This is a genomic window from Nostoc sp. XA010, assembly GCF_020829625.1.
Classification (GTDB): domain Bacteria; phylum Cyanobacteriota; class Cyanobacteriia; order Cyanobacteriales; family Nostocaceae; genus Nostoc.
The window spans coordinates 222,294-236,243 of sequence record NZ_JAIVFX010000011.1; the positions used below are offsets into that span (position 1 = coordinate 222,294).

At 42.5% G+C, this 13,950-nt stretch carries 9 protein-coding genes and 2 pseudogenes; 6 read left to right on the forward strand and 5 right to left on the reverse strand.

Going from position 1 to position 13,950, the window contains the following annotated elements:
- The first annotated feature begins 31 nt into the window (after nucleotides 1-31).
- Together lpxB and LC608_RS18375 are read left to right on the forward strand one after the other, a co-directional pair.
- Nucleotides 32-1,201 carry a lipid-A-disaccharide synthase gene (gene lpxB, locus LC608_RS18370; RefSeq protein ID WP_229554908.1) on the forward strand — a complete coding sequence of 390 codons (1,170 nt, stop codon included), beginning with the start codon at nucleotides 32-34 and terminating at the stop codon, nucleotides 1,199-1,201.
- Between the two features lie 82 nt (nucleotides 1,202-1,283).
- Nucleotides 1,284-2,537, forward strand: coding sequence for a DNA cytosine methyltransferase (locus tag LC608_RS18375; protein WP_374108411.1), 1,254 nt, complete (start codon nucleotides 1,284-1,286; stop codon nucleotides 2,535-2,537).
- A 256-nt stretch (nucleotides 2,538-2,793) separates the two neighbouring features.
- On the opposite strand, the pseudogene LC608_RS18380 reads toward LC608_RS18375, so the two are convergent.
- The 3 genes and pseudogenes from LC608_RS18380 to LC608_RS18390 all read right to left on the reverse strand — a co-directional run.
- Nucleotides 2,794-3,414: pseudogene (locus tag LC608_RS18380) on the reverse strand (aldo/keto reductase); the annotation flags it as partial.
- 92 nt (nucleotides 3,415-3,506) lie between these two features.
- A complete protein-coding gene (locus LC608_RS18385; protein ID WP_229554891.1) occupies nucleotides 3,507-4,661 on the reverse strand; it encodes an S-layer homology domain-containing protein in 1,155 nt (384 codons plus the stop codon).
- Nucleotides 4,662-4,929: 268 nt separating this feature from the next.
- Nucleotides 4,930-5,013 (reverse strand): annotated as a pseudogene (locus LC608_RS18390) (Uma2 family endonuclease); the annotation flags it as partial.
- A gap of 189 nt (nucleotides 5,014-5,202) precedes the next feature.
- On the opposite strand from LC608_RS18390, the gene LC608_RS18395 reads away from it, so the two are divergent.
- The 3 genes from LC608_RS18395 (at nucleotide 5,203) to moeB (ending at nucleotide 11,044) form a co-directional block, all read left to right on the forward strand.
- Nucleotides 5,203-6,561 (forward strand): sensor histidine kinase, encoded by a 1,359-nt coding sequence (locus tag LC608_RS18395; protein WP_229554892.1) that lies wholly within the window; start codon nucleotides 5,203-5,205, stop codon nucleotides 6,559-6,561.
- Nucleotides 6,562-6,977: 416 nt separating this feature from the next.
- Complete coding sequence (locus tag LC608_RS18400; protein ID WP_229554893.1) at nucleotides 6,978-9,614, forward strand: ATP-binding protein; 2,637 nt, start codon at nucleotides 6,978-6,980, stop codon at nucleotides 9,612-9,614.
- Between the two features lie 254 nt (nucleotides 9,615-9,868).
- The gene (gene moeB, locus LC608_RS18405) at nucleotides 9,869-11,044 is read left to right on the forward strand and encodes a molybdopterin-synthase adenylyltransferase MoeB (RefSeq protein WP_229554894.1); all 1,176 of its coding nucleotides are present in this window, start codon (nucleotides 9,869-9,871) and stop codon (nucleotides 11,042-11,044) included.
- A gap of 136 nt (nucleotides 11,045-11,180) precedes the next feature.
- Here the strand turns inward: moeB and ftsH4 are convergent, their stop codons facing one another.
- Together ftsH4 and LC608_RS18415 are read right to left on the reverse strand one after the other, a co-directional pair.
- Nucleotides 11,181-13,067 carry an ATP-dependent zinc metalloprotease FtsH4 gene (gene ftsH4, locus LC608_RS18410; protein ID WP_229554895.1) on the reverse strand — a complete coding sequence of 629 codons (1,887 nt, stop codon included), beginning with the start codon at nucleotides 13,065-13,067 and terminating at the stop codon, nucleotides 11,181-11,183.
- 91 nt (nucleotides 13,068-13,158) lie between these two features.
- Nucleotides 13,159-13,344 carry a DUF2949 domain-containing protein gene (locus tag LC608_RS18415; protein WP_229554896.1) on the reverse strand — a complete coding sequence of 62 codons (186 nt, stop codon included), beginning with the start codon at nucleotides 13,342-13,344 and terminating at the stop codon, nucleotides 13,159-13,161.
- Between the two features lie 363 nt (nucleotides 13,345-13,707).
- Between LC608_RS18415 and LC608_RS18420 the strand changes: the two genes are divergently transcribed.
- A complete protein-coding gene (locus LC608_RS18420; RefSeq protein WP_229554897.1) occupies nucleotides 13,708-13,857 on the forward strand; it encodes a hypothetical protein in 150 nt (49 codons plus the stop codon).
- The last annotated feature ends 93 nt before the right edge of the window (nucleotides 13,858-13,950 follow it).

The window sequence follows — 13,950 nt, forward strand, 5'->3', positions numbered from 1 at the left end:
TTATTTCCTAACTCCTAACTTTAATTATCAAATGCGGATATTTATCAGCACTGGCGAAGTATCAGGCGATTTACAAGGGTCGCTGCTCATTACAGCGCTGAAGCGTCAAGCTGTGGCGATTGGGTTGGAATTAGAGATTGTGGCACTAGGTGGCGAAAAAATGGTGGAGGCTGGGGCAATTCTGTTGGGAAATACCAGTAGTATTGGCTCAATGGGTATTTTAGAAGGGTTGCCTTATCTTTTACCGACTCTCCAGGTGCAACGTCAGGCGATCGCTTTCTTAAAACGAAATCCACCGGATTTAGTGGTGCTGATCGATTATATGACTCCCAATCTGGAAATTGGGACTTATATGAAACAGCAATTACCAGATGTACCTGTAGTGTATTACATTGCTCCCCAAGAGTGGGCTTGGTCAATAAGTTTCCGTAGAACTAGCCGGATTGTTGGTTTTACACATAAGCTGTTGGCAATTTTCCCACAAGAAGCCCGTTACTTTCGTGAAAAAGGGGCAAAAGTTACTTGGGTAGGGCATCCTTTGGTTGACCGAATGCAAGACGCTCCTAGTCGCCAAGCAGCCCGTGCAACACTGGGAATTGCACCAGAACAAATTGCGATCGCACTTCTCCCCGCCTCTCGCCGCCAAGAACTAAAATATCTTTTACCAATTATTTTTCAAGCCGCCCAAACGATTCAAGCTAAATTACCTGAAGTTCATTTCTGGATTCCCCTGTCGCTGGAAGTCTATAGACAGCCAATTGAGCAGGCTATTGAGCGTTACGGTTTACGGGCGACAATTATATCAGGTCAACAAATGGAAGTTTTTGCTGCTGCTGATTTAGCCATTAGTAAATCTGGTACTGTCAACCTAGAACTTGCTCTGTTAAATGTGCCGCAAGTTGTAGTTTACCGCTTAAGTTCCCTAACTGCTTGGATAGCTCGTAAAATCCTCAAAGGTTCTATAACCTTCGCATCACCACCTAATTTAGTAGTGATGAAGCCGATTGTGCCAGAATTTTTACAAGAGCAAGCCACACCAGAGAATATTATCCAAACGGCGATGGAACTGCTACTCAATCCCAGTCGCAGAGAGCAAACTTTGGCGGATTATGAAGAAATGCGGCAAAGTTTAGGAGAAGTTGGGGTTTGCGATCGCGTTGCTCAAGAAATTTTGCAAATGGTGGCGGGGAATGGGGAGTAGGGAGTGGGGAGTAGGGAAAATTTTGTATATTTGATACGTGATACCCAATCCCAATCTCTTTAGAGGTGTCATGGCTTATGAGATGAAAAAACAAAGAGCGATCGCAGTTGACTTATTCGCTGGCGCGGGGGGTATGACTCTTGGCTTTGAGCAAGCTGGCTTTGATGTGCTAGCGTCTGTGGAGATTGACCCGATTCATTGTGCAACACATGAGTTTAACTTCCCTTTTTGCTCAGTGTTATGTAAAAGTGTTGTGGATACAACCGGGGAAGAAATTAGGAATCGGTCTGAGATTGGCGATCGCGAAATTGATGTGGTAATTTGTGGCTCACCATGTCAAGGGTTTTCTCTAATTGGGAAACGGGCTATTGATGATCCCCGAAACTCTTTAGTGTTTCACTTTCATCGGCTGGTTTTTGAGCTAAAACCAAAGTTTTTTGTAATGGAAAATGTTCGGGGGATTACAGTTGGCGAACATAAACAAATCCTCCAATCCTTAATTAGCGAGTTTAGAATTCACGGCTACAAAGTAGAAGAAAATTACCAAGTTCTCAACGCTGCACATTACGGAGTACCACAATCCCGTGAGAGATTATTTCTTATAGGTGCAAGAGAGGATGTAGAGTTACCGAAATATCCTCAGCCGACTACTAAACAAGCATTACCAAATAATTTAAATTATAAAATAATATCTGATATTCCATTGAGTCCTACAGTATTGGATGCAATTGGAGATTTACCAGAAATAGAAAAATATCCAGAGTTAGTAACAAGAGATTGGGTTGTGGCAGAATACCAAAAGCCTAGTAACTATGCTCATGTACTTCGCGGTATCAAATGCCTAGACGATGATTATTCTTATAAGCGAGAATATGATTTGCGAATACTTTCTTCAAGTTTAAGAACAAAACATTCTGCGGAAACTATTCAACGTTTTCAGGATACTCAACAAGGTGAGAGAGAAAAAATTAGTCGTTTCTATAAGCTGCATCCTGCTGGTGTCTGTAATACTTTAAGAGCCGGAACAGACAAGTATAGGGGTTCTTTTACATCTCCTAGACCGATTCATCCAATTACGCCGCGCTGTATCACCGTTAGAGAAGCGGCGAGATTGCATTCTTACCCTGATTGGTTTAGATTTCATGTAACTAAATGGCACGGGTTTCGACAAGTTGGTAACTCTGTACCACCGTTACTAGCAAAGGCTGTGGCGGCAGAAATTATTCGCAATTTGAATATTTCGCCTTTTAAGCCGAGTTTGCAATACAAGTTGGGAGAAGAGAAGCTATTGCAATTTAATATGTCGCAAGCGGCACAATATTATCAGCGTGACTAGCAAGAATACACTCTGTAATATGTGCAAGGTTGGGCTAAGTAGGGCTTTAGGTGAAATCGTAGCGAATTGAGGGTTGGAATTTAAACGCAGAGGGGAGCCAGCGCGTTGTGGGGGTTCCCACGCCACTTGCTTTATGCCGGGGAACCCGTCCAGCGCAGTGGCTCCCCGTTGTAGCGACTGCCGTCGCGCAAAGTATAGCGCAGAGGAGCGCAAAGTTTGTTTGAGTCCATTTGCTAGGAACTTAGGCAAAGGTGTACTATGTCCAAGCACGGAAGAATCTACTATCTTCCCAGATATTAGCAGCCCGTTGTGCGATCGCTGTTAATTCTTCCTTTTTAAGAGGTACAAAAGCTTGCGCTATCTTGACATTTTTCTCTAATTATGCAATGGTCTCTGCGGCAATTACACAACAATGAACTCCAGGGTGAGACATTGTATAACCTAAAGCTTGCTCCATACCTGTCAACCCGCCTGGTTTAAATAGCCGACCATAAGCTGGGACTTTCATCGCAATCACACCGACATTTTTTTCTTGAGCAACTGGTAGAACCACTGGGATAAATGGACGCGGGTGGTGTTTGTCGGCGGCATTCATAGGAATCAGTGTAGTGTGGAAAGGATAGCGACGCAAGCCTTCGGCAATCACTTGAGGGTCGTGATGTCCGGTAATACCTGCAAAGCGCACCAGTTTTTGTTGTATGGCTTCTTCTAAAGCTTTAATTGCGCCTGATGGACTAAAGATGGTGTCGAGTTCTTCAGAAAAAGAGACATGATGCATCTGCCACAAATCGAGATAATCTGTATTGAGACGTTTAAGCGATCGCTCCAATTCTCGCCATGCACCATCCCGATCTCTTTGATCAGTCTTGCTTGTTAAACTCCTTTGTTAACGATCGCCTGCTTTTAGTCTAAACTCCAGTTCTAGAGATCGCTTCCTCTGACCTTCGGTTTAACGTAAGTTCGATGAACCTATCTCTGACTTGAACTTTTTAGGTTCTGTCTTGGAGTGGGCGAGAATTTTGGAGACACGCTACCCGATGCCTGCGACGGGCTACGCCTACGCACTATGTTTTGAGATGAAATTCCCTTCAATTTGCCCCGTTTTACCAAAGCTTGATGAATCATCGCCGCCACTTCAGCCCTAGTAGCTACTTTATTGGGAGCAAGAATTTGTGGATTTGGATAGTTAACTACCAGACCATTGGCTGTAGCAGCAGCTATTTTGCTATTAGCATAGGTTGGAATATTTTTAGCATCTTTATAGACACTTAAAATCTGATTTTGCGAAGTGGGTGCTTTCAAATTCAATCCACTAACAAGGGCAACTAAAACTTGCACTCGCGTAATATTTTGTTGTGGTTTGAAGGTTTTTTTCGGGTAGCCTTTGAGAAATCCGGCAGTGATGGCTTGGTCAATTGCTGAAGTAGCCCAAAATTTTGCTGGTATATCTTGAAATGCGATCGCAGTCTTAGAGGGTTCTTGCTCAAAGGCTTTTTGCAGGATAGCAGCAAATTCAGCGCGGTTTACAGGCTGATTTGGTCTAAAAGAATAATCAGGAAACCCCTTGAGAATACCACGGGAAGAAAGAACATCTATAAAACGCCGACCCCAAAAGTTATTGGGCACATCATTAAATGCAATTGGTGGCGGAATAATAGATTTTTGTTTTGCCGGAGTTACTAAAGGCAAAGCTGATAATGTAATTGATGACTCAAGCCCTGTTGAAGAGGATACAGGTGTCTGTGGTTGTGGGGATTGAGTTGGAATTACCTGAGCAGATGGTAACACTGCGCGAGAAGAAGTTGCACTGTTAGTTGGGAATGCAGGTGTCTTGGGTTCAACAACAGCCTCTGGTGGAGATGACGGCAAAACGTTGTTTGGGGCTACATTTGGTTCTACCTTGGGAGTAGGGAAGGGCAATACTTGATTTGGTTGAACACTTCTAGAGGGAGTAGACGAAGGCGACAGTAACCCGTTTAAATTCCAACTAGAATCCCTGCGGGACAATGACCAAAAAAGAATCGCTCCAATAGTGGCGAAGGCAACCAGTATGGCTATAAATTCATCAAAGCCAAGAGCAGTTTTTTGGGATGACTCCGGTTCAGAAGGAGGTCTATTTGTCATCGTGATTACCCTGGTAGGAGTAAAATTTGTGTCTAAACAAATTAAGCCACAGATGACTCTTTTACACCACCCCTTTTTAATTCGTAATTCGTAATTCGTAATTCGTAATTCGGAGCAAAATATTAGGGTTCTGGTTCAACGCCGAGCGATGTCTAACGACAAGCTGCTTTGCGTCTACGCAATTGGGCAGCTAGCTAGGCTATCGGCTCTTTGAAGTTCTTGTTCAGCCCTTTCATCGCCACTCAACAACAAATTACCTTGTAAATCCCACGAAGGTACCATCAGACTCTGGAAGCTGGGTATGGTCAGGGAAAGGAGTGAGGGCGGTGGATGGATTGGTTGCAGAGGTCATAATGCTACTTTTGCACTTTTTGTAAAGGTTGTTTTTACTGTAGCTTGCGATGAGTCGCAAAGGCGCACTGGCTTAAGATGGACTTCCGCCTTGCGGTAGATACCCAAACCGAAATCGGATTTAGAGGGTGACAAAATGTAAAATATTAACTTATCGTTTACCTAATATTTCTAAAAATCAGGGTGTATAGTGCCAGAAGAATTCAGTTGCCAAATCTCAACGCCATTTGTGTCTCTTGGTAGCGATCGCGATCTCGATTTAAATTCAACCCTTCAAGAACTACCAATGTACAACTTCCCAGTGGAAATCAATCACACTGGTATGGAAGTAGCTAGTTTTTTGGAAAAATACCCGCAGCTACCAGGAGTAATTTTGGTAGAACAGGGAAAGTTTTTTGGGATGATTTCGCGGCGGCGACTGCTGGAATTTTTGATTCGCCCATTCGGACAAGAGTTATTTGTTCAGCAACCATTAGCCGTTCTCTACAGCTATGCGCGGATACCGATGTTGCTGCTTGCTGATACAGCATCGATTTTAACTGCGATGCAACTTAGCTTAAAGCGATCGCCAGAATTATTAGCAGAACCAATTGTAGTAGAAACAGAATCTGGTGCTTATAGATTGTTAGATGTCCAAGAATTGAATATTATTTCTTGGCAAATTCGAGGAATTGACAATCTGGTACGATATGAACGCAGCCAAGCCCAAATGATTCAAAATGATAAAATGGCAAATTTGGGACGTTTGGTAGACGGTGTAGCGCACGAAATTTTAGACCCAGTAGGTTTTATTTGGGGTAATATAACTTACGTTTCAAGCTACAGCCAAGATTTGCTCAAGCTGATAGCTGCTTATGAAAAAGAGTTACCATCAGTTTCTCAAGCAATTAATGATATTAAAGAAGAGATTGAATTTGATTTTTTAGAACAAGATTTGTCGCGTTCGCTTGCTAGTATCCGCAATGGAGCGGAAAGATTAAAAAAACTTGTCACCAGTTTACAAAACTTCTGTCATATCGATGAACTTTATCCCAAGCCAGTGGATTTACACGCTTGTATAGATAGTATTATTTTATTAATTAATAGCCGTCTTCAAGGAGAAATTGAAATTGTAAAATATTACGGGCAATTACCCCCAGTGTATTGCTTTATGGGGCAATTAAACCAGGTTTTGATGAATATTTTTAGCGAAGTTGTGGATACTTTACTCAATGAAGCAGTGCGACAGCAGTTAAATCGAGAAGATATAAAAGCTGTTCAAAAACCCCGAATTGAGATTACTACAGAAGTAATTTCTCAGGAAGCAAGCAGCCCAAATGCACCAGATTCTCGCTGGATATTAATTCGCATTTCTGACAATGGCCCTGGAATGTCTCAAGAATTGCAACAGCAAATTATAGAATCCTTTTCTCTTGAAACAAAGAATAGTAAAAATACTAGTTTAGCAGTAAGTTATCGAATTATAACAGTCAGACATGGTGGTAAATTAAGTTTTCATTCACAGGCTGGTATAGGTACAAAATTTGAAATCTTATTGCCTTTAGTTTGATTAGACCTGTCTTGAAAATAGGGAGTAGGGAGTAGGAACAAGAAATTTTCATTGCTCCTTGTGAGTGCAACTCATGGAGTCTTTTGCAAAAGTCAGCCCCAACTCTTGGAGACGCTGTGTTTAGATTCCGCTCAACATAAATTCGCGTTCGGGGAAGTCAAAAAGCTTTAATTTTGGGCTTTCTGCCTGTAATGAAATAGTAGGTTTATTTATGGCGTGCTGTACTAGTTCTTTTGAAGATTGTAATATTTGGCTGGTAAAATCTACCAGTGCAGTTAACTAACGTTTTGTTGTTTTACCAGAAGTGCTATATTGGCTCTTGACCCCGACCGAGTACAAACTATGTATAAGCCCACAGAACAGCAAAGTCGAGGTGTTGTACTTAGTACTACAGGACAGGCAAGGGGAGTGGGCAGATGAACAAAAATACTGGGCAAAGTGGTGTTTTTTCTTTGTTTAAAGGCATACCCTTACGTCGCATTTTGGTAGCCTTGTTTCTGCTGCAAATCTTGCTAACTGTAGGATTAACTGGATATTTATCGATTCACAATGGGCAAAAGGCAGTCAATGAGGTAGCTAGCGAATTGCGTTATGAAGTCGCTAATGGAGTAGAGCAGAAGTTACAGACTTATTTCTCAACTTTGCGTCAAGAACTGCGCGGTAATCAAAATATCATTGACATCGGGTTGCTGAAGATGGAAAATTTGGCAACCTGGGAGTCATACTTAATAAAGCAGTTAGAGATTTTTCCTGATGCCATCGCTTTGACGGCAAGCAATGAACAGCAAGAACACTTAGCGGTGGAAAAGCTCAACGATCGCCAATTTTTACTCAGAAAAGCCGACAAGTCAACTGGGTACGACCTCTACACTTACAAGATTGACTCTCTTGGTCAACGTACCCAACTTCCAGAGGTGATCAAAAACTATGATGCGCGATCGCGTCCTGATTATCAAGCAGCAGTTACCGCCAAAAAATTCAGCTTTAGTCAGATTTTTACACCCCTCACCGAACCAACACTTCTCATTAGCGCATCTCAACCTATATATAATTCCCAAGGTCAGTTACTCGGTGTCAACAGCGCTCTAACTCATATATCAGAAATTGGAGATTTGCTGCAAAATATTAAAGTTGGCAAGTCTGGACAAGTTTTTATTATCGAGCGATCGGGGCTATTAGTCGCAAGTTCCACAACCAAAGAACCATTCCGCTTACAAAATGGTAAACCCATTAGGTTGCCAGCTTCCCAGAGCGGGAATTCTTTGACTCAAGCAAGCACTAAATATTTAGCAACTAAATTTAGTAATTTTGACCAGATTCAAAGTTTACAGCAACTAGATTTTTCCTTTGACGGCAAACGACAATTTTTAGAAATTAGACCTTTAGAGGATGAACTAAATGTCAATTGGTTAATAGTAGTGGCTGTTCCAGAAGCAGACTTTATGGGACAAATTGAGCGCAACACTCAAACCACAATTTTTCTCTGTCTGGGAGCATTAGGATTAGCTACTTTACTGGGAATTATCACCGCCCGTTGGATAACTCAGCCAATTTTGGACTTCAGCATGGCGACAAAAGATTTAGCAGATTTGACTAATGGCAAAGACTCAATGGTAATAGTACAGGGTATTAAAGAACTAGAGGTGCTGGGTGCATCTTTTAACGAGATGATGCAGCAGTTACGGAAAACCTTTACTGCACAGATAACCAAAAATGAAGAGTTAGAATTGCAAGTTAAGCAGCGAACTCAAGAATTACAGCAAGAGATTCAAGTACGGATTAACAGTGAGCAAAAACTGGAAAAGCATCATCAGGTGTTGGCAGAACTGGCAAATCACAGAGCGATTTCAGAAGGAAAGCTGGAAACGGCATTCAAAGTTATTACCGAGAAAGCAGCAAATGCTTTAGAAATAGAACGAGTCAGTGTGTGGTTATTCAATGGCGACCGCACCAAACTACAATGTATAAGTCTCTATGAACGTAGCAATCAGAGACATTCGGCAGGTTTAGAACGCAACTTTGCAGATTATCCCATCTACTTTAAATCCCTGACATCTGCGCGGATTATTGCCGTCAGCGACACTCGCAACGATTTACGGATACAAGAATTATGCGATGAATTGCTAGAAACAAATAATATTGTATCCCTAATTAATACTTCCATTTGGGTTGGGGGCGAAGTAGTGGGAACAATATTGTATGAGCAGGTTGATATTCCCCGGATATGGGAACTGAGTGAGCAAAACTTTGTTAGCTCAATAGCAGAATTTGTTACCCTGACTTTAGAAGTATGCGAGCGCAAACGGGCAGAATCCGCTCTACGTGAGGCTAAAAAAGCTGGCGAAATCGCAAATCGTGCCAAAAGCACCTTTTTAGGAAACATCAGCCATCAACTGAGGACTCCCTTAACCTCCATTCTAGGAATCACAGAAGCACTCCAAAATAAAGTGTACGGCCCCGTGAATGAAGAACAGCGCCAGTCTTTAAATACTCTCGAATCCAACGGTAAGAATTTACTAGAATTGATTAACCAGATCCTTGAGCTTACCGATATCGAATCCAGCAAGATAGAACTGCAACTAGCTGCTACTTCGATTCAAGGATTATGTGACTCTAGCTTGAGTTTTGTTAAACATTTAGCGTTCGAGAAAAATATCTATCTGAGTGTACAAATACCTGAAGAACTCGAACCCATCGAAGTCGATGAAAGCCGCATCCGGCAAGTATTTATCAACCTGTTGACTAACGCTATCAAGTTTACTAAAGAAGGAGGCAAAGTTTGGATTGAAGTCCAGCCAAATTCCACAAATGAATATATCTTTTTCAGCGTGGTAGATACGGGTATTGGTATGCTTTCCGATGACCTTTTCCAATTATTTAAACCTTTTGTGCAAGTTGAAAATTCCGCTAACCGTGATGCTAGAGGTACTGGTTTAGGATTAGTAATGGTGCAAAGAATTGTCGAGTTGCATGGTGGTACTGTCCATGCTGAAAGCCAGTTAGGTAAAGGTAGTCGTTTTACAGTCAAACTTCCGTGGAAAAAAGCGGGATAACGTTTTGGGGATAGAATATCGCGACAGCTTACAAAGGCGATCGCTTTTCTAGGGTTGTAGACAATGAAGTGCGTTCGTCGTTCGCGGAGCGTCTCCGTCAGGAGAAGACGTTGCCGAAGGCATCGCTAATCCCAAAACTGAAGAGGTACAGAAGTAGCTTTTCCCACAGTAAGATAAAAAAACAGCTCAAAGACTAAATTAGTATTTTAATACTAAAATTACTAGATTAAACGTTGAAACTATTGGTACATGGTATGTCGCTCAATCCCAATCTGGATGAAATCCAGTTGACCAAAGACGATTACGAACGCTTCTCCCGGCACCTGATTTTGCCGGAAGTAGGACTAGAAGGACAAAAGCGCCTGAAAGCTGCCAGCGTCCAGTGTATCGGTACAGGTGGACTAGGTGCACCACTACTTTTATATCTGGCGGCGGCGGGTATTGGACGTATCGGGATTGTCGATTTCGATGTTGTCGATACTTCCAACTTACAACGCCAAGTCATCCACGGTACATCCTGGGTAGGTAAACCTAAGATTGAATCGGCAAAAAACCGCATTCACGAGATTAACCCCTATTGTCAGGTTGATTTATACGAAACTCGCCTAACTTCTGAAAACGCCCTAGAAATCCTTGAACCTTACGATATCGTCGTGGATGGTACTGATAACTTCCCCACTAGATATCTAGTTAACGACGCTTGCGTATTGCTGAATAAGCCTAACGTCTACGGTTCAATTTTACGCTTTGAAGGGCAAGCTACTGTATTTAACTACCAAGGTGGGCCAAATTATCGTGACCTTTTCCCAGAACCACCACCACCAGGGATGGTTCCCTCTTGTGCAGAAGGTGGGGTCTTGGGAATTTTACCAGGAATTATTGGTTTAATTCAAGCAACGGAAACTGTCAAAATCATTCTGGGACAAGGTAATACCTTAAGTGGACGATTGCTGCTATACAACGCCTTAGATATGAAATTCCGGGAATTGAAGCTGCGTCCTAACCCAATTCGCCCTGTAATTGAAAAACTGATAGACTACGAACAATTCTGCGGAATTCCACAAGCTAAGGCAGAGGAGGCTAAACAGCAGATGGAAATGCAAGAAATGACCGTTAAGGATTTGAAGGAGTTACTTGATAGTGGTGCGAAGGATTTTGTACTGCTAGATGTCCGCAACCCCAATGAGTATGACATTGCTAAAATTCCTGGTTCAGTGTTAGTGCCTTTACCAGACATTGAAAATGGCAATGGCGTTGCCAAGGTGAAGGAAATATTAAACGGTCACCGCTTAATTGCTCATTGTAAGATGGGCGGGCGATCGGCAAAAGCCCTCGGTATTCTCAAAGAAGCCGGGATTGTTGGGACGAATGTCAAAGGCGGAATTACTGCTTGGAGTCGAGAAATTGATCCTTCTGTTCCAGAGTATTAAAAACGCACCGCTTTCTTTTGAGTGGCATTTTTGAAACGCTTTAGGTACGCAATCGCATTAGCGTTCGCGCAGCGTCTCGCAGAGAAGGAACGCAGAGAATAACTTTGCGTTCCTTTGCGTTTATAATTATGGCGTTCTAAGATGCAACAGAATCAGCAGTTGTCTTAGCTAGGGGTTTAATTTGACCTAGCAGACTGTGCAGTTTTTCGCCTTCAATGACCTCTGTTTCTAAGAGTTGAGTAGCGATCGCTTCTAGCAAATCTCGATTCTGTCTAAGAATCTCTAGGGCTTGCTCATGGGCTGTTTCCACGATTTCCTTGACTTCGTTATCAATGGCTTTTGATGTGTCTTCACTCACCGCCCGCCGAGGATTACCCCCACCATTACCCAAAAACATCGATTGTTGTCCTTGTTGGTAAGCCAGTGGCCCTAAGACTTTGCTCATACCATAAGCTGTTACCATCCGTTCTGCCAAATCAGTTGCTCGTTGCAAATCGTTGGAAGCACCGGTTGTAATACTGTTAAACACAACCTCTTCGGCGGAACGTCCACCTAATAGAGTTGCAATCTGACCCCGCAGTTCCTCTTCATTCATCAAAAAGCGGTCTTCAGTTGGTAATTGCAGAGTGTAACCCAAAGCTGCCATTCCACGAGGAATAATTGAAATCTTTTCTACGCGACCGTTTCCTGTTGTTAGCGCCCCGACCATTGCGTGACCGACTTCATGGTATGCAACAATCTTTTTCTCAGTCTCGTTCATCACTCGGCTCTTTTTCTCTAAACCGGCGACTACCCGCTCAATTGCTTCAGCAAAGTCTTCTTGAGCAACCCTTTCCCGCATATTACGGGCTGCTAATAATGCCGCTTCATTTACCAAGTTTGCCAAATCTGCACCAGCAAAACCAGGGGTACGAGTAGCGATCGCTCTTAAATCTACATCATCTCCTAATTTTACCTTTTGAGCGTGAATCTTGAGAATTGCTTCCCGACCAGATAAATCGGGACGGTCTACCAACACCTGGCGGTCAAAGCGGCCTGGACGCAGCAATGCAGAGTCAAGGCTTTCCGGGCGGTTGGTAGCTGCTAGTACAATCACTGTTGCATCCCCAGCCGCAAACCCATCCATCTCAGTTAGTAACTGGTTGAGGGTCTGTTCTCGCTCATCGTTACCACCGTAGAAGCCGTTACTGCTACGAGACTTACCGATCGCATCCAATTCATCAATGAATACAATACAAGGAGCCTGTTTCTTTGCTTGCTCAAACAAATCCCGCACTCTGGAAGAACCTACACCGACAAACAATTCTACAAACTCCGAACCAGAGATACTGAAGAATGGAACTCCTGCTTCTCCTGCTACGGCTTTCGCTAAAAGTGTCTTACCAGTACCCGGAGGCCCAACTAACAACACACCTTTGGGAATCCTAGCGCCAATTTGCGTAAATCGTGCCGGAGTCTTGAGGAAATCGACAATTTCCACTAACTCAGTTTTTGCTTCTTCTACCCCAGCTACGTCTGCAAAGGTGATTTTAGCTGATTCGCCTTCAACGTAAACTTTAGCTTTGCTCTTACCAATAGAAAGCGCACCTTGGGGGCCACCGCCAGCACCACGGGCGAGAAAGAACTGCCAAATACCAATAAAAATCAGTGGTGGAATCACCCAACTTAAGAGGGTTGTAAACCAAGTATTTTTCGGTGGAGGTGTAGCAGCGAATTCAACTCCCTTTTGTTCTAGCAGTTTGGGTAACTCTAAATCAAAGATTGGTGTAGTTGCAAACACCTGGGGCGGCTCGGCATTTTCTGTTTTTAGTTGGTAGATAATCTGGTTTTGACCAACCGAAACGCGGCTAACTTCCCCTTCTTGTACTTGATGAATAAACAAGCTATAGGGAACACCAGTCGGGCCAGAGGCAAATAAACCAGGCAAGAATAAATTTAAGAGCAAAAATAGCCCTGATACTGCCAGTAATATATTAGCAATGATCCGAAACCGAGGTGACTTAGGCTGTTCTTTAATTGGCATTGATGTTACTAATCCTTAAAATGAAACCCGTTGAAAATGTGACTTTCACAGAAAGTCCGTTATTTACCATTCAAATAGTTGAAGCAGCAGCTTATACTGTTTCCAACCAATCAAAAATTTGGGCTAACTGATCCAGTGTTACCAGTCCATACTGCCAGAGGGTCATAGCCAGAAAGTTGGGGGTCTGCTCACAATGTCGCAAAGCAAGAGAAATTGCTCCACCAGGAATACCCAACTCTTCTTTTAAAAAATGCACCAATTGATCTGTAGCTTTCATAGGAATGTTAAATAAGCCTTATTTCTGAGAGAGCTTAACCTGTGTGATGTAATGTACAGGCTTGTTCAATTTGTTTTTATCGTTAACAATACTACCGCTTCTCATAATTTCTCTCCTCTAGCAATGGTTGCAGAATTTTTTATTTATGTAACTAAACTTAACAATTAAATTAATCTTTGGGAACTAACGAGCAAATACGGTTTACCGTACTCAAAGAGTTAATATGACTTGAAATGAGAAAACTTAAGGAACGCGGATTTAATTAAGTACAAAACCTCACCCCTAACCTTTCTTTTGAGCAACTATCATTAGTCACATCTTTCTTAACATGGGTGTAAGGCAGACTCAGAGGGAGTGACAGCAGTGAACAATGGCAACATGATTGACAAAATCAACATAAAGTGTAGAGGTGGAGAAGGAAGCGATCGCCTTTGCCAAAGTCATGTAAAGTTATTGTGGTGCGATCGCCACAACATATCACTAGTAGTCTGCCAAGGTAACTTTGCTAAGTAAAACCTCTAATTAGTAAAATAACCAAAAACGGGGTTTAACATGGCGAAAAAGTACATTGTTGACTTGGATGAAAATGAAGTTTCTCAACTGCAA